We start from the raw sequence: 21,450 nt of genomic DNA, 5'->3' as shown, positions 1-21,450 counted from the left end.
TCGGAGCGCCCGGACAGGACGTCCGGTGCGGGACGGACGACGGAGATCGGACACCATGGACGTCGCTGCTGCTGATCCGGACACCGTGCTGGACACCCTGGACCGCCGGCTGGTCTGCGCGCTCCAGGTGAACGGCCGGGCCGGGGCCGGGCGGATCGCCGAGGTGCTCGGCGTCTCCCCGCGCACGGTCACCCGCCGGCTCGTCCGGCTCCAGCAGACCGGCCTGGTCCGGGTGGTCCGGATGCCCGACGTCGAGGACGCGGCGGTCGGCGCGCTGCTGCTGCGGATCCGGGTGCTGCGGGGCAAGGGCGACGCCGTCGCCCGGGCGCTGGCCGAGCGGCCGGACGTGCCCTTCGTCGACGTCATGCTCGGCGGCCAGGAGGTCGGCGCGGTGATGCTCGCCGGGGCCGGTGTCCGCGACCGGCTGCTGCACGGGCAGCTGCCCGCCACCGCCGCGGTCACCGAGACCACCGTCCACGCCGTGCTGCACGCCTTCGCGGACGCCGGCCAGTGGCGCTCCGGCCATCTGGAGGAGGCGGAGGCGGCCGCGCTCGCCGAACCCCCGGTCGCCCGCCCCGCCGCCGGGGGCGTGTCGCTGGACGCGCTGGACCGCGATCTGCTGGCCCGGCTCGGCGAGGACGCCCGGCAGTCGCACGCGATGCTGGCGGCGGCGGCCGGCACCCCCGAGTCCACCGTCCGGCGCCGGCTGCACCGGCTGGACGGGGCCGGGCTGCTGCGCACCCATGTCAGCGTCGACCCGCGGCTGTTGGGGCTCGGGGTGGACGCCAACCTGTGGCTGGACGTGCCGCCGGGCCGGCTCGCGGCCGTCGGCGCGGCGCTCGGCCGGCACCCGCAGGTGCACGGTGTGTTCGCGACCAGCGGGCCGGCCAATCTGATGGCCGCGGTGTTCTGCCCGGACCACGGCGGCCTCTACCGGTTCGTCACGGACACCCTGGGCCCGCTGGGCGTGGGCCGCGCCGAGACGGCGATCGTCGCGCGGGCGGTCAAGCGCGCGGGCGTGCCGCTGCGGCCGCCGGGCGCCGAGGCCGTCCGGCCGCGCGCCTCCCGGCCCTGACCCGGCCGGGGCGGGGGCACGACCCCGGAGACAGGCGTACGACCCCGGAGGCGGGCGTATGACCTCGGAGGTAATCGACGGCCGTCCGCCCGCCCGGCACAGTGGTGCCCACCCGGCGGCGGAGCGCCGACCGGGATCCCACCCCACTGCCGGAGGCCGATCCGCCATGTCCGCCCACACCGTCACCACCGCCCGCCGGACCGCCCCCGCCTCCTGGACGGCGCTGCGCCGGTTCCTCGCCCTCGACGCCGTGGTCAGCGGCGGCAACGGCCTCGCCTACCTGGCCTTCTCCGGCCCGCTCGGCGACCTGTTGGGGGTGGGCCGCTCGACCCTGCTCGAACTCGGCGCCGTGCTGACGGTGTTCGGCCTGGCGGTCGGCCTGCTGGCCACCCGTCCGCAGCCGTCGCGGACCGCGGTGCGGGCGGTGGTCGACATCAACCTGGGCTGGACGGTGCTCAGCGTGGTGGCGATGGAGCTGTGGTTCGAGCCGACCACCGCCGGTTACGTCTGGATCCCGTTGCAGGCCGGCACCGTCGCGCTCTTCGCCGTCCTCCAGTTCACCACCCTCCGCCGGATCCCGGCCTGACCGCCCGCCCGCCGGAAGGGTCCTACCGCTCCGCCCCCACGGCGGCCTGGAGGAACACGACCGTCTCCGTGTCGGCCGGGAGGAAGGCCTCCAGGGCCAGCTCGGAGACGGTCACGTCCATCGGCGTGTTGAAGGTCGCGATCGTCGACAGGAAGGACAGCACCCGCCCCTCGTGCGCGATCCGCAGCGGGAGCGCGAACGGGAACAGCTCGGTGAGGTCCTCCTCGGCCTCCTCCGCCACGCCCGGGGGCTCCGGGTAGGCCCGCACCTCCTCCAGCAGCGCCCGCAGCGGCGCGGAGCGGACCAGCCCGAGCTGCCGCTCCATCCGCTCCAGCAGGTGCCGCCGCCACTGCCGCAGGTTCACGATCCGCGCCGCGAGCCCCTCGGGGTGCAGGGTGATCCGCATCGCGTTCAGCGGCGGCTCCAGCAGGTGCGGCGCGACCCCCGCCAGCAGCAGCCCGAGCGCCCGGTTCGCCGCGAGCACCCGGAAGGACCCGTCGACGACCAGTGCCGGGTACGGGTCGTGCGCGGCGAGCAGTCGTTCCACGCCGGAGCGCAGCGCCGCCATCGAGGGATCGTCCAGCCGCTTCTCCGGGTAGAGCGGCGCGTAGCCGGCGGCCAGCAGCAGCGCGTTGCGCTCCCGCACCGGGACGTCGAGGTGCTCGGCGAGCCGGAGCACGAGGTCCTGGCTGGGCCGGGAGCGGCCGTTCTCGACGAAGCTGATGTGCCGGGCCGAGGAGTCGGCCAGCAGGGCGAGCTGCAGTTGGCTGAGCCGCCGCCGTTCGCGCCAGCCGCGCAGCAGCGGCCCTATCCCCGTCCCGGTGCCGGGCCCCATCCCCGCCATGATCGTCATGGCCGGACAGTACTACTGCTGACGCGTCCGGGCTCAGGCGCCGGTGGTCGATCCCGGCCGGACGACCATCAGCACCACCACGACCGCCCAGAGCAGGTTGAACACGCCCGCCGTCATCGGCAGCAGCTTCAGCCCGCGGACGGCCCTGCCGTGCTCCTCCGCGCCGGGCTCCAGGGCCAGCGCGTCGACCGCGGCCTGCTGCGCGGGCAGCACGAACAGCAGCAGCGCGAGGGCGGCGACGGCGGTCAGCACCATGGAGGCGATCAGCCAGGACTGCCCGAGCACGTCCATCACCTGGGCGAGCCCGATGCCGAGGACCGGCACCGCGATCCCGAGCAGCGCGTAGACCTGGGTGATCCGGTGCAGCTGCCGCAGCATGCCGGCGTCGGCCGCCCGCTCGGGCCCGCCGGCCAGCGCGGCGCCCGCCCGGCGCGGGAACATGCTGACGGCCACGGCCACCGGGCCGATGAACAGCACCGAGGCGAGGACGTGCAGGCTCAGCAGGAACTTGGCCATGGCGGGCAACCCTTGTGATTCAGCGGGGCGGCCCGGCGGCGGTCGCGGCGAGGCAGCCGGGGCGGACGGTTCTCATCGCCCCGTCCAGGACGCTAACACCGCTTGTCCGACCGCCTTCCACCCAGGTCGGAGCAGCTGCGTCCCGGCCCCCGGCCCCCCCGGGTCCCGGGTCAGAGCGCGGACAGCTCCACCACCCGCGGCGGCAGCCCGCAGACCGCCGCGACGGCCGCGCCGTGCGACTCGTCGGCCCAGTCGAGCAGCTCCAGGTCCTCGAAGCGCCCGAGCAGCGGACGGCCGCCGGGCAGGTCGAGCGGGAGCGCGGAGAGGTCGACGGCGGCGAGGCCGTCCAGGGTGGTCCGGCCGACCTTGATCAGCGCCTCCTTGCGGACCCAGAGCCGGAGGAAGGCGCGGGCCGGGTCGGCGTGCGCCCGGACCTGCCGCAGCTCCTCCTCGGCGAGCACCCGGGGGGCGACGTCGAGCAGGGTGCCGCCCCGGTCGGTGAGCTCGACGTCGACGCCGATCGGCCGGTGTCCGGCGGCGGCGGCGACCACGCCCTTGGTGTGCGAGAGGCTGACCGAGATCCCGGGGTGGTCGGGCAGGTAGGGCTTGCCGTGGTCGCCCTTGCCGCAGTCGGGGCAGTGCTGCGCGAGCGTCAGCGAGGCCGCCGGGACGCCGAGCAGCCGGGCCGCGCAGAGGCGGACCAGGACGTGCCCGGCGGTGAAGTCGACCCGCCCCGACTCGTACCGGAAGCGGGCGGCGCGCTCCTTCTCGACCGCGGTGAGCAGGTGCTCCCCGGCCTCGGGGTGGCGCAGTACGTCGGCGCTCGCGGCGACGGTGGCGATCGCGTCGGAAGTCATGCCCGCGGAAGTCATGCCCCCAACCTAGCGGGGCCAGGCCGGGGCCGGGAGGACACGGCCGGTTCGCCCGAGCGGGGGATTTTCGGATCGATGCTGACGGTCTGTAGAGTACGGATGGTCCGATTTGATATCGGATGTTCTGAATCTCGGGATTCTGCGGAAACAGGCTTAATGGTCGTGGATCGACTGAAATATGGCAGGTGCTGCTCCACCTGCCTTTTCTCTGTGCGGAGGAATGTGCCGATGGATCAGGGTCAGGGGACCGGTGTGCCGGGACGCGCAAGGGCCGTGGCGGAGCGTCCGCCGTCCCCCAGGGGGCGGACCGTCCGGGTCGCGGTGGCGACCGCCGTCGCGGTACTGCCGCTGGCGGCGGTGCTGACGGTGGGTTCGGCCGCACCACTGACCCCGCCGCTGGGGCCGTGCAGCGGACCCAACTGCCCCTCCGAATGGCTGCCGCCCAACAACGGTGACTTCAAGGGGCAGGACGCCAGCATCACCGTCTTCACCGGCGGCGACTACCTGGTCGCCGGGCGGGCGGCCGAGGCCGAGGGCAGGATCGTCACCCTCGGGGACTTCACGATCGACAAGAGCGAGGGCGGCGGCGCCTTCAACGCGGGTGTGGTCGGCGTCGGCTCACGGGTGGTCCCGCCCAACGGCAGCGACTTCATGACGGTGGGCGGCAATGTCACCGTCCAGCCCGGCAACAGCCTGCTGATCGGTGGCAGTGACTCCAGGGTCCAGGCGTTCGGCAACCTGCGGTACGCGGGCACGCTCACCGGCACCGTCTCGATCGACCCGACCGGCCAGGCGATCAAGGACCCCGACGCCGCCGCGCCGTACCAGTCGGTGCTGGCGCAGATCGAGGAGGTCTCGGCCTGTGTCGGGCGGGCCGCCGCCACCGGCACCGTCGCCGTCACCAGCAGCGAGGCGACCTTCACCGGCGACGGGACCAGCGCGAAGCAGGTCTTCAACGTCACCGGGAATCTCGCCTCGCCGTCCGGCGGGCAGATCGGGCTGGTCTTCGCCAACATCCCGGCCGGTGCCACCGTCGTGGTCAACATGCTGTCGGCGGACCCGGTGATCAACACCTACACCGGGACCGGCGTCCCCGGCGACCAGACCACCGAGATGCGCTCCAAGCTGATGTGGAACTTCCCCACCTCCACCGGCGCGCAGATCCTCGGCAGCGCGCAGTTCCAGGGCTCGGTGATGGCCGGCAACCCGGCCGGCACCACGACCATCGGCATGCCGGGCATGAACGGCCGGGTGTACCTGGCCGGCAACCTGGTCCAGACCGGCAACGGCGGCTACGAGATCCACAGCTACCCGTTCGACGGGGACCTGCCGGAGTGCGAGGTGACGCCCAGTCCGTCGCCCACCTCGCCGTCGCCCTCGCCGACCTCCCCGACGCCGACCCCGACCGAGACCACCACCTCGCCGGCGCCGACCTCGCCGACGCCCACCCCGACATCCCCGACATCCCCGACCCCGACCTCGCCGACACCGACCACCAGCTCCGCCGTCCCGACCACCCCGACCACTCCGACCACCTCGCCCAGCTCCTCCAGCGCGGCGCCCACCAGTCACGGCCCGTCGAGCCACGGTCCGAGCAGTCACGGCCCGACCGGCCACCACCCCGGGCCCACCCACGGCGGCGGGGGCGGCCAGCTGCCCTCCACCGGCGCGGGCAACGCCCCGGTGGTCCTCGGTCTGGCGGGCGTGGGCCTGCTCGGCCTCGGCGCCCTCGCCGTCCTGGCCGCCCGCCGTCGCGGCCGCCACAGCTGACGCAAGCGCTGCCAGTAGCGCCCAGGGCCGCCCGGTCACTCCGACCGGGCGGCCCTGGGCGTTCCGGCGCCGCAGAGTTCAGCCCCCGGGCCGGTCCGGCCAGCCGTCGAGGCCCGCCGCCAGCAGGCCGAAGGCCGCCGTCACCGCGGCCACCACCCGCGCCCGGACGGCCTCCACCGGCTCGCCCGCCACCATGCCCCGGCGAACCTCCGCCAGCGCCGCCCGGTGCGCCCCGGCCAGCGCGCCCGCCACCAGCCGGGGCAGCGGATCGCCGGGCGCCGTGCCGGCCTCCTCGGCCAGGGCCCCGGCCAGTGCCTCCTCGGCGCGCTCGCCGAGCTCCAGCAGCCGGGCCCGGAGTGCCGGGCTGTCCTCGACCGTCCGCCAGAACGCCGTGGCCCGCGGGTCCAGCCCGTAGGTCGGCTCGGCCGCGTCCAGCCCGGCCAGGAGTTCGGCCCGGACGGCGTCCACGGGGGAGGTGCCGGGCGGCCGCTCGCGCACGACCAGGGCCAGCCGGCCGACCACCTCCTCCTGCCGGTCGAAGAAGAGGTCCTCCTTGGTCGGGAAGTAGTTGAACACCGTGTTGACGGCCACGCCGGCGGCCCGGGCCACCTCGGCCACCGTGACCCGTTCGAACCCGCGCTCGGCGAACAGCGCGGTCGCGGTGTCGGCGAGCAGGGTCCGGGTCTGCCGCTTCTTCTCCTCGCGAAGTCCCATACGGGAATCATAGTGCCGCACCAAACTTGCAGTGACACCAATAATTTCGGCTACGGTGGGCCCATGACCTTCACCTTCGGCGTCTACCCCGGTGGCCTGCTCGGCGACGAGAGCGGCGTGATCACCCCCGTCCGCCCGGACGACCCGGCGCGGATCACCGCCGCGCTGCGCGAACTCCAGGGCGCCGCACCGGCCCTGCTGGTCCGCGCCTACCGCTCGTACCCGCCGGCTCCGGCCCTGCCGCCCACCCCGGCCGAGCCGGAGCAGTACCTCGGCGAGGGGCGCCGGCTCGACCTGGTGCTCCAGTACCGCGGCCCCGGCGAGCGGCCGGACGGCTGGACCGACTTCGTCCGGCACGCGGTCCGCACCGGGGGCGAGCGGATCGGCACCCTGCAGATCTGCGAGGAGCCGAACGTCGACTCGCCGGTGCTCGACGGCTCCGCCCCGGGTGTCCTGCGGGCGCTGGTCGACGGGGTGGTGGCGGCCAAGGAGGAGGCGCTCGCCCTCGGCCTCGGCCTCGCGGTGGGGTTCAACGCGGCGTTCAGCCCGGACCCGGCCGAGCCGTTCTGGTCCGCGCTCGGCGAGCTCGCCGACGAGCGGTTCCACCGTGCGCTCGACCACGTCGGCCTGGACTTCTTCCCGGACGTCTTCCGCCCGATCCCCGCCGGGCAGCTCGGGTCGGCGGTCACGGCGGTGCTCACCGGCTTCCGGCGGGAGACCGTGGTCCGGGCCGGGATCGGGGCGGCGGTGCCGATCAGGGTCTGCGAACACGGCTGGCCGACCGGCCCGGACCGCTCCGAGCAGCGGCAGGCCGAGGTGGTCGAGGAGGTGGTCCGGACGGTCGCCGGGCTCGCCGGGGAGCTGAACCTCACCGGCTACGGGCACTTCGGCCTGCGCGACGCGGACAGCGCGGGGCCGGGCCTGTTCCACCACTTCGGCCTGCTCCGTGACGACTACACCCCCAAGCCGGCCTTCGCCGTCTACGGGCGGCTGGTCCAGGAGCTGACGGCGCCGTGACGCGAACGGCTCCGCACCCGGAACCCGGGTGCGGAGCCGTTCGCCGTCAGGAGGGCCGAGGTGCTCAGGTCACCTCGCCGCGGCGGGCGAAGCGCTCGTCCTTCCACTCGCCGCTGCCCAGCACCTCGGCGAGGTGCCGCGCGGCGTCCCACACCTCGGTGTGCGAGAGGTAGAGCGGGGTGAAGCCGAAGCGCATGAGGTCCGGCGCCCGGAAGTCCCCGATCACCCCGCGGGCGATCAGCGCCTGCACCACCGGGTAGCCGTCGGCGTGCCGCAGCGCCACCTGGCTGCCGCGCCGCTCGTGCTCGCGCGGGGTGACCACCTCGATTCCTTCGAGGTCCTCCACCAGGGCGATGAACAGATCGGTCAGGGCCAGGCTCTTCGCCCGGACGGCGGCCCGGTCGGCCCGCTCCCAGATGTCCAGCGAGGACTCCAGCGCGGCCTGGCCGAGCAGCGAGGGCGAGCTGGTGAGGAAGCGGCCGATGCCGTCCTTGGGCTCGTAGCCGGGCTCGAAGGCGAACGGGCGGGCGTGCCCGAACCAGCCGCTCAGCGGCTGCAGCGGCCCGGCCGCCAGGTGCCGCTCGGCGACGTAGAGGAAGGCCGGCGAGCCGGGGCCGCCGTTCAGGTACTTGTAGGTGCAGCCGACCGCGAAGTCCGCCCCGCTCGCGCCGAGTTCGACCGGCAGCGCGCCCGCCGAGTGGCAGACGTCCCAGATCATCAGCGCCCCGGCGGCCCGCACCCGGGCGGTGATCCCGGGCATGTCGAGGAGTTCACCGGTCCGGTAGTCGACGTGCGAGAGGACGACCGCGGCGACGTCCCCGTCCAGGTGCGCGTCCAGCTCCGCCGGGTCGACCAGCAGGCTGCGGGCGCCGGGGACCAGCCCGGTCACGCCCTCGGCGATGTAGAGGTCGGTCGGGAACGCGGCCCGGTCGCCGAGCACGGTCGAGCGGCCCGGCCGCAGCCGCAGCGCCGCCGTCAGCACCTTGAAGAGGTTCACCGAGGTGGTGTCGCAGACCACCAGCTCCTCCGGCGCGGCGCCGACCAGCGGGGCGATCCGCCGGCCCAGCCGGTACGGCTGCTCGAACCAGCCCGCGTCGTTCCAGCTGCGGATCAGCTCGCGGCCCCACTCCTCCTCGACCACCGCCCGCACCCGCTCGGGGGTGCGGACCGGCAGCGCGCCGAGCGAGTTGCCGTCCAGGTAGATCACCCCCGGCGGCAGGGAGAACTCCCCGCGGAACGCCGCCAGCGGGTCGGCGGCGTCCAGCGCCGCGCACTCCTCGCGAGTGATCATGCCCTGCCCTTTCCCGTTCCTCGTTCGTGTCCGCGGCTCCGTGCCCGCGGCGGGGTGCCCGGCGCCCGTCCGGGCGCGGTGCCCGACCGGTGCCGGCTCCCGGTTCCTGCCCGGCCGGTGCCGGTCACATCCCGTCCCGGATCTCCCACAGCTCGGGGAAGACGTCCTGCTCGGCGGAGCGGCGCAGCCAGCTCAGGCCGCTGGAGCCGCCCGAGCCGGGCTTGGCGCCCATCGCCCGCTTGACCGCCATCAGGTGGCGGTGGCGCCAGCGGGTCACCCGCTCGGCGACGTCCAGCAGCGCCTCGGCCAGCGGCCGCAGCTCGGCGTACTTCTCCTCGGCGTAGACCCGCCGCCAGGCCGCGGCGACGGCCTCGTCGCTCTGGTGGCGCCGCTCGGAGACGGTGTCCGGCAGCTCCAGGCCGCGCCGGGCCAGCAGCGCGAGCGCGTCGTCGTACAGACCGGGGGAGCGCAGCACCTCGGTCAGCTCGGCGAGCGCCGCCGGGCTGTCGTCGTACATCCGCAGCAGCGCGGCGTTCTTGTTGCCGAGCAGGAACTCCAGGTGCACGAAGGCCGAGGACTGGAAGCCCGAGGCCTCGCCGAACACCGAGCGGAAGGAGTTGAACTCCTGCGGGGTCATCGTGGCCAGCAGGTCCCAGGACTCGGTCAGCACGTCCTGGACGTGGGTGCCCCGGCGCAGCGCGGCCAGCGCGCCCGGCAGGTCGTCCGCGCGCAGCGCCCGCTGGGCGAGCGTCCACTCGTGCCGCAGCAGGCCGAACAGCAGCTCCATCACCTGGGTGGTGACGATGAACGACAGCTCGGCCGGGGCCTCGCTGAGCGGGTGCTGCAGGCTGTGCAGTTCGTCCAGCCGGGCGTAGCGCGCGTACGGGGTGCCCCGAACCGGCTCCCCGGCCCGACCGAACGACAGGTTGGGCTTCTCCACCGTGTCGTGCCCCATACCGATCCCTCCTGAAGTCACCGGCGGCGGGACCACCGGACGGGCCCGGGATCCGGTCCCGTCGCCCCGGTCCTCGCCGGGGCCCCATTGTGCGGTGGCCCGGTCCCGCATTTGAATGGGCAGCGGGCACGGCAACCTCGGTCGCGCCTGTCGTACAAGAGGTGTTTTCCTGATCCTCTTCACGATCGCAAAGCGGTGGGATCCGGCCAACCGGAGGACACCCGCACCACACCCTCGGGAGCCCGCCGTGGACACCGTCGACCGCCGCCTGCTGGCCGAGCTGCAGGCCGATGCCCGCCTCTCCTACAACGAACTCTCGCGCCGGGTGAGCCTCTCCGCACCCGCCGTGGCCGAACGGGTCCGGCGACTGGAGGCCGACGGGGTGATCGCCGGCTACCACGCCCACATCGACCTCACCCGGGCCGGCCTGCCGATCACCGCGCTGGTGCAGATCCAGTGCTACGGCCCGCGCTGCGTGCTCCGCGACCCGGAGGTGGCCCGGTGGCCGGAGGTGCTCCAGCTGCACCGGGTGACCGGCGGCGCCTGCTGCGCCCTGCTGGTCGCCGTCCCCGCGATGGCCGATTTCGAGGCCCTGATCGACCGCCTCGGCGCCTACGGCCAGCCGGCCAGCTCGATGATCCTCTCCAGCCCGGTGCCCTGGCGGCCGGTGGTCGTGCCGTGACCGGTGGACACCCGGCGCGGACGGGGTGCCGCTGGCTATAGGTTCCTGCCCATGCCGAACGACCGTCACATCCTGCTGCTCCCGGGCAGCCTGCGCGCCGGGTCCGTCAACGAGACGGTGCTGCGCACCGCCGCCGCCGTGGCGCTGGCCACCGAGGGCGTCGCGACCACCTACTACACCGGGCTGGCCGGGCTGCCGCACTTCAACCCGGACCTCGACACCGATCCGCTGCCGGAGCCGGTCGTCGCGCTGCGCGAGGCCGTGGAGGCCGCCGACGCGCTGCTGATCTGCGCGCCCGAGTACGCCGGGGCCCTGCCGGGCACCTTCAAGAACCTGCTGGACTGGACGGTCGGCGGGATGGAGATCGTGGACAAGCCGGCCGCCTGGATCAACGCCGCCGGGCCGGGGCGGGGCCTGGGCGCGGAGGAGTCGCTGCGCACGGTGCTCGGGTACACCGGGGCGGCCGTGGTGGAGGCGGCCTGTGTGCGGCTGCCGCTGGCGCGCGGGGACGTCGGCGCGGACGGGCTGGTCGCCGACCCGCTGGTGCGCGACCGGATCGCGGAGGCGCTGGTCCGGCTGGCCGCGGCGGTCTGAGCCGCCGGGCCCGCGCCGAGGGCCCGGACCTGTACCGGCGGGCGGCTCAGTGCCCGTCGGGCAGGTGCAGGCCGAGTCCGGCCAGCCCGTTCAGGAACAGCTCGACGCCGACCGCCGCCAGCAGCAGTCCGAGCAGCCGGGAGAGCACCTCCAGTGAGGTGCGGTGGCTGTGCCGCATCAGCGGGGCGAGCAGGGCGACGCAGACGTAGTTGATCAGCACCACGGCGATGTACGCGCCGGCCACGGTGGTGCGCCAGCCCCATTCGTCCTTGGTGAGCGAGGCGACCAGCACCGCGGTGACCGCGAGCGGGCTGGCCAGGTAGGGCAGCAGCAGTTCGCGGATGCCGTCCACCAGCGGCCCGGCCAGGTGCTCGTCCTCCTCGTCGGTGCCCCAGCCCAGGTGGACCCCGAAGACCAGGGCGACCGCGTAGACGAAGAAGATCAGCCCGCCCGCGAGCTGCAGCGACTGGTCGCTGATGTGGAACAGCGTGGTGACGAAGTCCGCGCTGAAGGCCATCAGAGCGCCGACCACCGCGGAGATGACGGTGCTCCACGCCGCGAGGCGCCGCAGCTCCCCGGTGGTCCGGGTCGTGGCCAGCCGGGCGAAGGACAGCAGGACCTTCGGCGGGCCGACCACGGCGAAGAAGGCGATGAAGGCGCTGCTCAGGTTGAAGACGAACATGGCCCAAGCATGGCCGCGACGATCACCGCCGCCCGGCCGCCACGCCCCCGGCCGGTTATTCCCACTCGCGCCGTCATTCGCCCGAACGGCCGCCCCGGGTCGAGTGCGGCGGCCGTTTCCGGTGCCATGGAAGCCGGACCTCCCCACCATTCGGCGGAGGGCTCCCGAAGGGGACTTCGACATGGCTCTGAACCGTAAGGACCTGGGTCTGCTGGCCCTGCGCGGCGCCGTCGGCGGCGTGCTGATCGCCCACGGCACCCAGAAGCTGTTCGGCTGGTTCGGCGGTGGCGGCCTGGACGGCACCGCCAAGGCGATGGAGGCGATGGGCTTCCATCCGGCGCGCCAGAGCGCCCTGGCCGCCGGTCTCGGCGAGGCGGGCGGCGGCGCGATGCTGCTGGTCGGGCTGGCCACCCCGGCGGCCGGCGCGGTGGTGGCCGGAACCATGGCCGGCGCGGTCGCGGTGCACGCCCCGGCCGGCTTCTTCGTGATGTCCGGCGGCTACGAGTACCCGGCGTTCCTGGGCGCGACCGGGCTGGCGCTGGGGCTGGCCGGTCCCGGCCGGTACTCGATCGACCACCTGACCGGGCACGCCTTCGACCAGCCGTGGGTCGGAGCGCTGGCCTTCGTGGCGAGCGCGGCCTCCGCGTACGGCGTGGTGGCCCGCCGCCGGCATGCCGTCCGGCTGGCGGAGGAGCGCGCGGCGGTGGAGGCGGACACCCAGGACGGCGCCGGGCTCTCCTGAGGCCGCCCGCTCCCGACCCGCCTCCGACCCGCCCCGGAACCGCCTCCGAACCGCCCCGGAACCGCCCCGGAACCGCCTCCGAACCGCCCCCGGATCACTCCCGGATCACGCCCGAACCACTCCTGAACCGCCCCGTCCGGCGCCGTCCGGTGCCGCCCGGCCGGGCTCACCCGAACGCACCACCCCTGTTGGCGAGCGTCTCCCGGCCCCCGGAACGTGGGCGGGGAGGCGCGCCGGGCCCCCGGCGCCGGCCAGAATCGAGGACCCCGATGGACCGCCAGCCGCTCCGCCGCACCGCGGCTCCGCCCCGCCGGACCGCCGCCACCTCCGTCACCGCCGCCACCACTGCCACTTCCACCACCACCCCGCGCCCGTCCGCGCCGCCGCCGCGCCGGACCGCCGGGGACCCGCAGGCCCCCGCCGTCCGCCGGCCCGGCCGCGCCGTGGCCGCGGTCGTGGGCGCCGCCCTGCTCGGCGGGGCCGCGCTGGCGGGCTGCTCCTCGGACAGCACGGCGGGCAGCGCGATCTCCTCGGCCGCCGGGCAGGTGGGGTCGGGGATCGCAGGGGCGGCCTCCGCCGCCGCCTCGGCCGCGAGTTCGGCGCTCGCCTCGGCGGCCGGCGGGCTGTCCTCGTCCCTGGCCTCCGCGGCCTCCTCCGCCCAGGCCGCGGCCTCCTCGGCGCTCGCCGGGGTCAAGGGCGGCCTGGACGCGAAGACGGACGTCTCGGCGGGGGCGGTGTCCTTCACGGACGGCAAGGCCCAGACGACGCTGACCGTCACCAACCACGAGACGCAGGGCAGCAACAAGTACGTGATCCAGGTCAACTTCACCGACGACAGCGGCAATGTGCTGGACGCGACCGCGGTGACCGTGTCGGACGTCGAGGCCGGGAAGAGCACCGAGGCGAAGGCGACCAGCAACCGGGACCTCTCGGGCTCGGTGAAGGCCGTGGTCGCCAATGCCGTCCGCTACTGAGCGGACCCGGCCGGCTCCGGGCCGGCCGTCCGACCTCCTCCGCCCCCGCTGACCCGCAGGTCAGCGGGGGCGGACCGGTTCCGGGGGAACCTTAACGGCGGCTCAAGGCTCAACATCACCCCTTGACGGGGTAGTTGGTCTAGTCCATTTTAGTGCCCAGGTGCAGGGAGCCCCTGAGCCGGCGTCAGCGGTTCGCCGCTGACGCCGGTTCGGCATATCCCGGCGTCCGTCACGGCATGTTCCGTTCGATTCCCCCATCCCGTTCTGTCATGTCCTGGTCGTACGGCCCCACCCCGTGCGCGCGTTCCCGGACCCGGCGGAATCCCCCACACCAGGAGTCACGCACCCATGCTCCGTTCACGCATCGAAAGGGCCGGGGCCCCGGTTCAGGAGGGCGGCCGTCGCAAGCGGTCCAAGAGCCTGACCGCGATCGCCGCCGGCACCACGGCGTCCCTGCTGCTCGGCGCGGGTCTCGCGCTCACCGGCGGCGCCACGGCCAACGCCGCCGTCACCAACTCCACCGGCGCGCCCGCCACCAGCGGCGGCATCAAGGTGGCCTACTTCGACCAGTGGTCGATCTACGCGAACGGGTACTACCCGAAGACCATCCAGGACACCGGCGTGGCCGGGAAGCTGGACTACCTGATCTACTCGTTCGCCAACATCAACCCCACCAGCCTCACCTGTTTCGAGGCCAACAAGGCGGCGAGCCAGGACGAGAACAACCCCAACGCCGGTGACGGCGCGGGCGACTCCTTCGCCGACTACCAGAAGAGCTTCGGTCCGGACATCTCGGTCGACGGCGTCGGCGACGTCTGGGGTCAGCCGATCGTGGGCAACTTCAACCAGCTGAAGAAGCTGAAGGCGAAGAACCCCAAGCTCAAGGTCCTGATCTCGCTGGGCGGCTGGACGTACTCCAAGTACTTCTCGGCGGCGGCCGCCTCGGACGCCTCGCGCAAGAAGCTGGTCTCGTCCTGCATCGACATGTTCATCAAGGGCAACCTGCCGGTCGAGGCCGGCTACGGCGGCCCGGGCTCGGCGGCCGGCATCTTCGACGGCATCGACATCGACTGGGAGTACCCGGGCGGCGGCGGCCACACCGGCAACCTGTCGAGCCCGAACGACAAGCAGAACTTCACCCTGCTGCTGAAGGAGCTGCGCGAGCAGCTCGACGCGCAGGGCAGGACCGACGGCAAGAGCTACTACACCGCGGCCGCGGTGGGTGCCGGCCAGGACAAGATCAAGAACGTCGAGACCGACAAGATCGGTCAGTACCTGTCGTTCCTCGACATCATGACGTACGACATGCACGGTGGCTGGGAGTCCAAGGGCCCGACCAACCACCAGGCCCCGATCTACGCCGGTCCGAACGACCCGATGACCCCGGTCCCGGGCGGCACCGGCAAGTACTCGGTCGACTCGGCCGTCAAGGCCTACACCGCCGGTGACCAGCAGTACGGCATCCCGGGCGGCTTCCCCGCGAACAAGATCAACGTGGGTGTGCCGTTCTACTACCGCGGTTGGACCGGCGTCCAGAACAACGGCAAGAACGGTCTCTTCCAGCCCGCCACCGGCCCCGCCGCGGGTGCCTCCATGTCGGGCAACGTCGCGGGCATCCAGATGTACAAGGAGCTGGCCGGCTTCGTCGACAACCCGGCGAAGACGTACTGGGACGAGGACGCCAAGACGACCTACTTCTACGACGGCAGCACCTTCTGGTCCGGTGAGGACGCCCGCTCGATCCAGGCCAAGCTGGACTACGCGCACTGCAACGGCCTCGGCGGCTCCTTCGCCTTCTCGCTGTACGACCTGGGCACCAAGACCAGCCTGTTCGACAAGATGGTCGAGGCCACCAACGGCTCCGCCGCGGGCTGCCCGGCGCCGCCGGTGACCACGCCGCCGACGACCCCGCCGACCACGCCGCCGACCACCCCGCCCACGACCCCGCCGACCACGCCGCCCACGACTCCGCCCACCACGCCGCCGACCACCCCGGCCGGCTGCGCGGGCGCCCCGAGCTGGGACGCGGCCGCCACTTACGCGACCTCGACCAAGGTCTCCTGGAAGGGTCACTACTACACCAACAAGTGGTGGACCAAGGGCGACGACCCGAGCGCCAGCGGCGCCTGGGGTGTCTGGACCGACAACGGCCCCTGCTGACCCCGTAGTACCGACCGGGTGAGGACCTGACGGACCCTCGCACCCGTCGCACCGAGCGTCCGGCCCGCCGGGGGACACCCCCGACGGGCCGGACGTTCTTCTGTTGCCCCGGGGTGCGTCAGCCCTGGTCGGCGGCGCGCGCCGGGGTGTCCGGCCGGCTCTCCTCGATCCGCCGCAGCATCCGGGCCAGCATCCCGGCGAGCACCGCGCGGTCCTCGCCGACGACGTCCTGGAGCAGCTCCTCCTCGAAGACGGCGGCCATCCGCATCGACTCCAGCCACTTGTCCCGGCCGAGGTCGGTCAGCTCGATGATCACCCGGACCCGGTTGGCCTCGTCCCGGTCCCGGGTGACCAGGCCCTCGGCGACCATCCGGTCGACCCGGTGGGTCATCGCGGCGGGCGTCAGGCCGAGCCGCTTGGCCAGCTCGCCCGGTCCGAGCCGGTACGGGCTGCCGGACACCACCAGCGCCTTCAGCACCTCCCACTCCGCGGAGGTGATTCCCAGCACAGTGAGCTGCCGGTCGTAGGCGACGGTCATCCGCCGGGCGACCCGGGAGAGGGTCTGCACGATGGTCTCGACCTGGGGGTCCACGGTGGGGAATTCCCGCTGGTAGAGCGCCACCTGCTCGGCGATGCCCAGCTCGCGGGCGGTGGCCGGCGCGGGCTTCTCTGCAGTCATGCGGACCAGTGTCGCATGTGGAGTGCACTCCTTAAGACTTTGACTCGGCACTCTTCCGGTGCTAAGACTTTAGAGTCAAACTTTAGCTCTTAAGTCTTCTGGTCTTAAGAGTATCCAGTGAAAACTGACGAAGCCCTGACGGGCGGAGTCCACAGGAAGGGGTGTGCACGGTGACCGGCACGGTGAAGCAGCAGAGGCAGCAGCGACGTGGGGCGGGCGGCCCGCTGCGCCGCGTCCAGATCGGGAACGCGCTCAGCGCGTTCGGCAGCGGGTTCACGATGCCGTACATGTTCGTGTACGTGGACCAGGTGCGCGGGCTGGGCGCGCTGGCCGCCGGGATGGTGTTCACCGTCTTCGCGCTGGCCGCGCTCGCCGTACTGCCGTTCACCGGCCGGGGCATCGACCGCTACGGCCCGCGCCCGGTGCTGCTGGCCGGCGCCGCGCTGGCCGCCACCGGCGCGTTCGCCTTCGGGCACGCCACCGGCACCCCGGCCCTGCTGGTCTCCTCGTTCCTGTTCGGCGCGGGTGTCACCACCTGCCAGCCGGCGCTCGCCACCATGATCGTCCGCTGCTCCACCGCCGCGACCCGCTCGCACGCCTTCGCGCTCCAGTTCACCCTGATCAACCTGGGCATGGGCATCGGCGCGCTGGTCGGCGGGCAGATCGTGGACGTCGCCGACCCGGCCAGCCTGACCCGGCTGTTCACCATCGAGGCCGTGACCTTCCTCGGTCTCGCCCTGGTGACCGGCACCGCGCGGATCCCGAAGGCCGCGCCGGTGCTCGTCCAGGACGGCGCCGACGCCCCGCGGGGCCTGCGCGCCCTGGTCGCCGACAAGGCCATGGTCCGGCTCTGCGTGCTCGCCGGGCTGATCTTCTTCACCTGCTACGGCCAGTTCGAGTCCGGCGTCGCGGCCTTCGCCACCGACACCGTCGGCACCGCCCCGTCCACCCTGGGCATCGCCATCGGCGCCAACGCGCTGACCATCGTGGTGCTGCAGATGTTCATGGTGCGGATCACCGCCCGCCGCCGCCGCACCACCGCGATGGCCGCCGCCGGCGTGGTCTGGCTCGGCGCCTGGGCGATGGCCCTGGTGGCCGGTCTGGTCCGGACCGAGGCGATGGCCGCCACGGTCGCGATCGTCTCGATCTACGCCCTGTTCGGCGTCGGCGAGTCGCTGCTCGCCCCGACCATGGGCCCGATGGTCGCGGACCTCGCCCCGGCCCGGCTGCTCGGCACCTACAACGCCGGGTACGCCCTGGTGAAGCAGATCGCGATCGCTGTCGGCCCCGCCGTGGGCGTGCTGCTGGTCGGCTCCGGCACCTGGCCGGTCTACCTGGCGGCGATGGCCGGCTGCACCGTGCTGGTCGTGGTCCAGGCGCTGCGCCTGCGGCCGTACCTCACCGCGGCCCAGGACAACGCGGCCCCCTCGGCCGGGGACGAGCAGGCCCCCGCCACCCCGGTCCGCACCCCGGCCCGGCCGGTCCGGGAGCTCCAGGCCGCCGCCTGACCCCGCCGCTCGACCGCCCGCGACGGGCGCCGGACAGGTCACCTGTCCGGCGCCCGTCGCGCTTGGTTTCGCGCCCACCGGCACATAGTGTCGGTGGCTGTTGACCGTCCGGCCCGACCCCCTCGGGGCCGGCACCCGGCGAGAACGGCGAAGCGGCGAGGCTACCGAGACCATGACCCAAGCGGCGCTCACCCACCCACCGGCCGCGACGGAGCCCGCCGCCCCGGCACCGGAGCGGCGAGGGCTGCCGCGCCTGGCGGCGGCCCGTTGGGACTGGCTCGGGCCGATCGCGGTGGCGCTCTTCGCCGGTCTGCTGCGGTTCTGGAACCTCGGCCACCCCAACGCCTTCGTCTTCGACGAGACCTACTACCCCAAGGACGCCTGGTCCCTGCTGCGGCAGGGCTACGAGGGCACCTGGCCGGAGCACGCGAACGAGCAGGTGCTCGCCGTCCCGCAGCAGATCCCGCTCACCTCGGCGCCCGAGTTCATCGCCCACCCGCCGCTCGGCAAGTGGGTGATCTCGCTCGGCGAGTGGGCCTTCGGACTGCACCCCTTCGGCTGGCGGTTCATGACCGCGCTGCTCGGCACCCTCACCGTGCTGATGCTGGCCCGGATCGGCCGCCGGCTCTTCGGCTCCACCCTGATCGGCTGCACCGCCGCCCTGCTGATGGCCGTGGACGGCCTGCAACTGGTGATGAGCCGGGTCGGCCTGCTCGACGGCGTCCAGATGTTCTTCGTCCTGGCCGCCTTCGGCGCGCTGCTGATCGACCGCGACCACGCCCGGGCCCGGCTCGCCGCCGTCCTCCCCGACCGGGGCGGGGACACCGTCCGGCTGGGGTGGCGGCCCTGGCGGATCACCGCCGGCGTCTGCCTGGGCGCCGCCGCCGGCGTCAAGTGGAACGGCGTCATGGTGCTGGCCGCCTTCGGTGTGCTCACCGTGCTGTGGGACCGGTCCGGCCGCCGCTGGGCCGGTGCCCGCCGACCCTGGCGCTCGATGCTCCGCCGGGACGCCGGGCCCGCCTTCCTCGCCACGGTCGGCGCCGCGTTCGTCGTCTACGTCGGCGGCTGGGCCGGCTGGCTGTTCACCGGCGGCGGCAAGGGCGCGACCGGCGGCGGCTTCGACCGGCACTGGGCCGACGACCGGGCCGGGCTGTCCCCGGACAGCTTCCTCGGCGTCCCGCTGCCGCAGCTCCCGATGGGCTGGGTGCCCGCGCCGCTGCGCAGCCTCTGGCACTACCACGCGCAGATGTACGACTTCAACACCGGCCTCAGCAGCCCGCACACCTACCAGTCCAACCCGTTCAGCTGGCTGGTCCAGGGCCGGCCGGTCTCGATGTACTGGGAGCAGGTGCCGGCCGGCCAGCGCGGCTGCACCGCGTCCGGCGGCTGCGCGGCGCAGATCCTCGGCCTCGGCACCCCGCTGCTCTGGTGGACGGCCTGCTTCGCGCTGGTCTACCTGCTCTGGCGGTGGGCCTTCCGCCGGGACTGGCGCTCCGGCGCGGTGCTGTGCGCGGTGGCCGGCGTCTACCTGCCGTGGTTCCAGTACCAGGAGCGGACGGTCTTCTCCTTCTACATGGTGGTGCTCGTCCCCTTCCTCTGCCTGGCCGTCGCGCAGATGCTGGGCGCGCTGCTCGGCCCCGAGGGCTGCCCGCCCGAACGGCGCCGGATCGGCGCGGCCGGGGCGGGGCTGATCGTGCTGGCGATCATGGCCTGCTTCGCCTTCTTCTACCCGCTGTACACGGCGGAGGTGATCCCGATGACGTCCTGGCAGGACCGGATGTGGTTCACCACCTGGATCTGACCGGTGCCCGGTGTCCCGTCGGCCGCCGGCGGGGGACAGCTGCTGCCGGTGACCCCGGCGCTGGGCGCGGTCACCGCGGTGCTGCTGCTGGCCGCCGTCGCGGTCGCGGGGTGGGGCCGGCTCGGGCACGGGCACGCCGTGCTGCGGGCCGGGCTGCGCGCGGTGGTCCAGCTCGCCGCCGTCGCGCTGGTGATCGCCTGGGTGGTCGACTCGCTGTGGTGGTCGGCGCTGTTCGTGCTGCTGATGTTCACGGTCGCGGTGCGGACCGCCGGGCGGCGGATGGTGCCCGACCGGGGGCGGGACTGGCTGTGGGCGGCCGCGCCGATCGGCGCCGGGGTGCTGCCGGTGCTGGTGCTGCTGCTCGGCAGCGGGCTGCTGCCGGCGAAGGGCCTGTCGGTCATCCCGGTCGCCGGCATCCTGATCGGCGGCGCGCTGACCGCCACCTCGCTGTCCGGGCGGCGCGCCCTGGACGAACTGCGCCAGCGGCACGGCGAGGTGGAGGCGGCGCTGGCGCTCGGCTTCGAGGAGCGGGACGCCCGGACGGAGATCTGCCGGACGGCCGCCGCCACCTCGCTCGTCCCGGCGCTCGACCAGACCCGGACGGTGGGCCTGGTCACGCTGCCGGGGGCGTTCGTGGGCATGCTGCTCGGCGGGGCCTCGCCGGTCCAGGCGGGCGCGGTGCAGCTGTTCGTGCTGGTGGCGCTGCTGGCGGTGGAGTCGACGGCGGTCGTGGTGGTGCTGGAGCTGGTCGGCCGGGGGCTGGTCCGCGCCAGCGGCCCCTCCGGGTCCGCGCCGGGCGGGCGGGAGCGGTGATCGGGTAGGCTTGGCCGAGTTGAAGGGGAGTAGCCCTCCACCGGACCGTCGACATACTGGCCCCTCGGGGCCCGGCGCCCGGGGCACCGCGGATTCCGTCCGACGGGTGCCGGCGAGACCTTCGGCCGCAGTGCTGTGTACGTGGGCGCGTCCTTGCGTCCCACGTGTCTTCCAACCAGCGCTGTCGGGCCGGAGCGACCCCTGACGGAGCTGCCCGCGGTCCGGCAGCCCGAACCGAGGGACACCACCCCCGATGAGCCTGACCGTCGCCGCGATCACTTTCGGCATCGTCTTCCTGGCCGAACTGCCCGACAAGACCGCCCTGGCCAGCCTGATGCTCGGCGCCAAGTACCGGGCGAGCTACGTCTTCGCCGGGATCGCCGCCGCCTTCGCCCTCCAGGTGGGTATCGCCCTGGTCGCCGGGCAGCTGCTGTCGCTGCTGCCGCAGCGCTGGGTCGAGGGTGTCACCGGTGTGCTGTTCCTGGCCGGCGCGGCGATGCTGCTGTTCCACGGCGGGGGCGACGAGGAGGACGGGCACGCCGCCAAGGAGCCGTCCGCGAACAGCTTCTGGAAGGTCGCCGGGGCCAGCTTCGTGGTCGTGGCGATCGCCGAGTTCGGCGACCTGACGCAGATCATGACCGCCAACCTGGCCGCCAAGTACGCCGACCCGCTGGCCGTGGGCCTGGGCGCCTGGCTGGCGCTGTGCGCGGTCGCGGGGATCGCGATCCTGGGCGGGCAGAAGCTGCTGAAGCACGTGCCGATGAAGATGATCATCCGGGTGGCGGCGGGGATCATGGTGCTGATGGCCGCGTTCAGCATCTTCAAGGCGATCACGGGCTGACGGCCCTGGGGCCCCGGGGTCAGCAGCCGGTGCGCTTCTCCAGCGCGGCCCGGGTGTTGGCCCCGTAGACGCCCTTCTTGTCGCCGTGGACGCCCTGCATGCTCTGGAAGTACGACACGAAGTACTCGGTGTCCCCGTCGAAATAGCCGTTCACGGGGATGTCCGGCGCCATCCAGCACATCACCACGGCGAGCTTCTGCTGCATGGTCTGCACGTCGGTGCCCTGCATGCCGTACTGCAGCACCCGGATCGTGGGGGTCGGCGTCGGTGTGGGCGTGGTGCTGGGGCTCGCCGTGGCCGTCGGGGTCGGGGTCGCCGAGGGGGG

22 protein-coding genes are annotated in these 21,450 nt (G+C 73.7%); 13 read left to right on the top strand and 9 right to left on the bottom strand.

The window, feature by feature from the left end:
• Positions 1–55: 55 nt before the first annotated feature.
• Positions 56–1,075: an Lrp/AsnC family transcriptional regulator gene (locus ADK60_RS38745; RefSeq protein ID WP_053651584.1), complete on the top strand. Its 1,020-nt coding sequence runs from the start codon at positions 56–58 to the stop codon at positions 1,073–1,075.
• A gap of 166 nt (positions 1,076–1,241) precedes the next feature.
• Entirely contained in the window at positions 1,242–1,661 is a 420-nt protein-coding gene (locus ADK60_RS38740) for a hypothetical protein (protein ID WP_053651582.1), read from the top strand.
• A gap of 22 nt (positions 1,662–1,683) precedes the next feature.
• On the opposite strand, the gene ADK60_RS38735 is transcribed toward ADK60_RS38740, so the two are convergent.
• The 3 genes from ADK60_RS38735 to ADK60_RS38725 form a co-directional block, all read right to left on the bottom strand.
• On the bottom strand, positions 1,684–2,514 hold the full coding sequence (locus ADK60_RS38735) for an MmyB family transcriptional regulator (protein ID WP_053651579.1): 831 nt from the start codon (positions 2,512–2,514) through the stop codon (positions 1,684–1,686).
• Between the two features lie 33 nt (positions 2,515–2,547).
• Positions 2,548–3,030 (bottom strand): DUF2269 family protein, encoded by a 483-nt coding sequence (locus ADK60_RS38730; protein WP_053651578.1) that lies wholly within the window; start codon positions 3,028–3,030, stop codon positions 2,548–2,550.
• Positions 3,031–3,200: 170 nt separating this feature from the next.
• A complete protein-coding gene (locus ADK60_RS38725) occupies positions 3,201–3,902 on the bottom strand; it encodes a 4'-phosphopantetheinyl transferase family protein (protein ID WP_107094828.1) in 702 nt (233 codons plus the stop codon).
• A 273-nt stretch (positions 3,903–4,175) separates the two neighbouring features.
• On the opposite strand from ADK60_RS38725, the gene ADK60_RS38720 reads away from it, so the two are divergent.
• On the top strand, positions 4,176–5,672 hold the full coding sequence (locus ADK60_RS38720; protein ID WP_159400761.1) for a choice-of-anchor A family protein: 1,497 nt from the start codon (positions 4,176–4,178) through the stop codon (positions 5,670–5,672).
• A gap of 78 nt (positions 5,673–5,750) precedes the next feature.
• Here ADK60_RS38720 and ADK60_RS38715 read toward each other — a convergent pair whose 3' ends face one another.
• Positions 5,751–6,386 carry a TetR/AcrR family transcriptional regulator gene (locus ADK60_RS38715; RefSeq protein WP_053651573.1) on the bottom strand — a complete coding sequence of 212 codons (636 nt, stop codon included), beginning with the start codon at positions 6,384–6,386 and terminating at the stop codon, positions 5,751–5,753.
• Positions 6,387–6,449: 63 nt separating this feature from the next.
• On the opposite strand from ADK60_RS38715, the gene ADK60_RS38710 reads away from it, so the two are divergent.
• Positions 6,450–7,403 (top strand): hypothetical protein, encoded by a 954-nt coding sequence (locus tag ADK60_RS38710; RefSeq protein ID WP_053651570.1) that lies wholly within the window; start codon positions 6,450–6,452, stop codon positions 7,401–7,403.
• Between the two features lie 64 nt (positions 7,404–7,467).
• On the opposite strand, the gene kynU is transcribed toward ADK60_RS38710, so the two are convergent.
• Positions 7,468–8,694, bottom strand: a complete 1,227-nt coding sequence (gene kynU, locus ADK60_RS38705; RefSeq protein ID WP_053651569.1) for a kynureninase — start codon at positions 8,692–8,694, stop codon at positions 7,468–7,470.
• Between the two features lie 124 nt (positions 8,695–8,818).
• Positions 8,819–9,649 carry a tryptophan 2,3-dioxygenase gene (locus tag ADK60_RS38700; RefSeq protein ID WP_063783408.1) on the bottom strand — a complete coding sequence of 277 codons (831 nt, stop codon included), beginning with the start codon at positions 9,647–9,649 and terminating at the stop codon, positions 8,819–8,821.
• A gap of 247 nt (positions 9,650–9,896) precedes the next feature.
• On the opposite strand from ADK60_RS38700, the gene ADK60_RS38695 reads away from it, so the two are divergent.
• Positions 9,897–10,331 (top strand): Lrp/AsnC family transcriptional regulator, encoded by a 435-nt coding sequence (locus ADK60_RS38695; protein WP_045938564.1) that lies wholly within the window; start codon positions 9,897–9,899, stop codon positions 10,329–10,331.
• 51 nt (positions 10,332–10,382) lie between these two features.
• A complete protein-coding gene (locus ADK60_RS38690; RefSeq protein WP_053651567.1) occupies positions 10,383–10,925 on the top strand; it encodes an NADPH-dependent FMN reductase in 543 nt (180 codons plus the stop codon).
• A 46-nt stretch (positions 10,926–10,971) separates the two neighbouring features.
• Here the strand turns inward: ADK60_RS38690 and ADK60_RS38685 are convergent, their stop codons facing one another.
• Positions 10,972–11,607, bottom strand: a complete 636-nt coding sequence (locus ADK60_RS38685; protein WP_045938566.1) for a MarC family protein — start codon at positions 11,605–11,607, stop codon at positions 10,972–10,974.
• Positions 11,608–11,788: 181 nt separating this feature from the next.
• Here ADK60_RS38685 and ADK60_RS38680 point away from each other — a divergent pair, with 181 nt between their 5' ends.
• The 3 genes from ADK60_RS38680 (at position 11,789) to ADK60_RS38670 (ending at position 15,483) form a co-directional block, all read left to right on the top strand.
• Positions 11,789–12,349, top strand: a complete 561-nt coding sequence (locus ADK60_RS38680; protein WP_053651565.1) for a DoxX family protein — start codon at positions 11,789–11,791, stop codon at positions 12,347–12,349.
• A 269-nt stretch (positions 12,350–12,618) separates the two neighbouring features.
• Complete coding sequence (locus tag ADK60_RS38675) at positions 12,619–13,323, top strand: hypothetical protein (RefSeq protein ID WP_053651562.1); 705 nt, start codon at positions 12,619–12,621, stop codon at positions 13,321–13,323.
• Positions 13,324–13,671: 348 nt separating this feature from the next.
• A complete protein-coding gene (locus ADK60_RS38670) occupies positions 13,672–15,483 on the top strand; it encodes a glycosyl hydrolase family 18 protein (RefSeq protein ID WP_078896257.1) in 1,812 nt (603 codons plus the stop codon).
• A 118-nt stretch (positions 15,484–15,601) separates the two neighbouring features.
• On the opposite strand, the gene ADK60_RS38665 is transcribed toward ADK60_RS38670, so the two are convergent.
• Positions 15,602–16,162, bottom strand: a complete 561-nt coding sequence (locus tag ADK60_RS38665) for a MarR family winged helix-turn-helix transcriptional regulator (RefSeq protein WP_045938568.1) — start codon at positions 16,160–16,162, stop codon at positions 15,602–15,604.
• Between the two features lie 170 nt (positions 16,163–16,332).
• Between ADK60_RS38665 and ADK60_RS38660 the strand changes: the two genes are divergently transcribed.
• From ADK60_RS38660 to ADK60_RS38645, 4 genes are all read left to right on the top strand, one after another.
• Positions 16,333–17,670 carry an MFS transporter gene (locus ADK60_RS38660; protein ID WP_234371469.1) on the top strand — a complete coding sequence of 446 codons (1,338 nt, stop codon included), beginning with the start codon at positions 16,333–16,335 and terminating at the stop codon, positions 17,668–17,670.
• A 172-nt stretch (positions 17,671–17,842) separates the two neighbouring features.
• A complete protein-coding gene (locus ADK60_RS38655; RefSeq protein WP_078896258.1) occupies positions 17,843–19,471 on the top strand; it encodes a dolichyl-phosphate-mannose--protein mannosyltransferase in 1,629 nt (542 codons plus the stop codon).
• Positions 19,472–19,474: 3 nt separating this feature from the next.
• A complete protein-coding gene (locus ADK60_RS38650) occupies positions 19,475–20,284 on the top strand; it encodes an ABC transporter permease (RefSeq protein WP_234371468.1) in 810 nt (269 codons plus the stop codon).
• Positions 20,285–20,537: 253 nt separating this feature from the next.
• Positions 20,538–21,125, top strand: coding sequence for a TMEM165/GDT1 family protein (locus ADK60_RS38645; RefSeq protein WP_045938569.1), 588 nt, complete (start codon positions 20,538–20,540; stop codon positions 21,123–21,125).
• Positions 21,126–21,144: 19 nt separating this feature from the next.
• Here ADK60_RS38645 and ADK60_RS38640 read toward each other — a convergent pair whose 3' ends face one another.
• Positions 21,145–21,354 (bottom strand): peptidoglycan-binding domain-containing protein, encoded by a 210-nt coding sequence (locus ADK60_RS38640; protein ID WP_053651560.1) that lies wholly within the window; start codon positions 21,352–21,354, stop codon positions 21,145–21,147.
• Between the last annotated feature and the right edge of the window lie 96 nt (positions 21,355–21,450).

The organism is Streptomyces sp. XY431 (assembly GCF_001279805.1).
Classification (GTDB): domain Bacteria; phylum Actinomycetota; class Actinomycetes; order Streptomycetales; family Streptomycetaceae; genus Kitasatospora; species Kitasatospora purpeofusca.
Note: the sequence above shows the minus strand (reverse complement) of the source record. Positions and strands in the feature narration are given on the sequence as shown.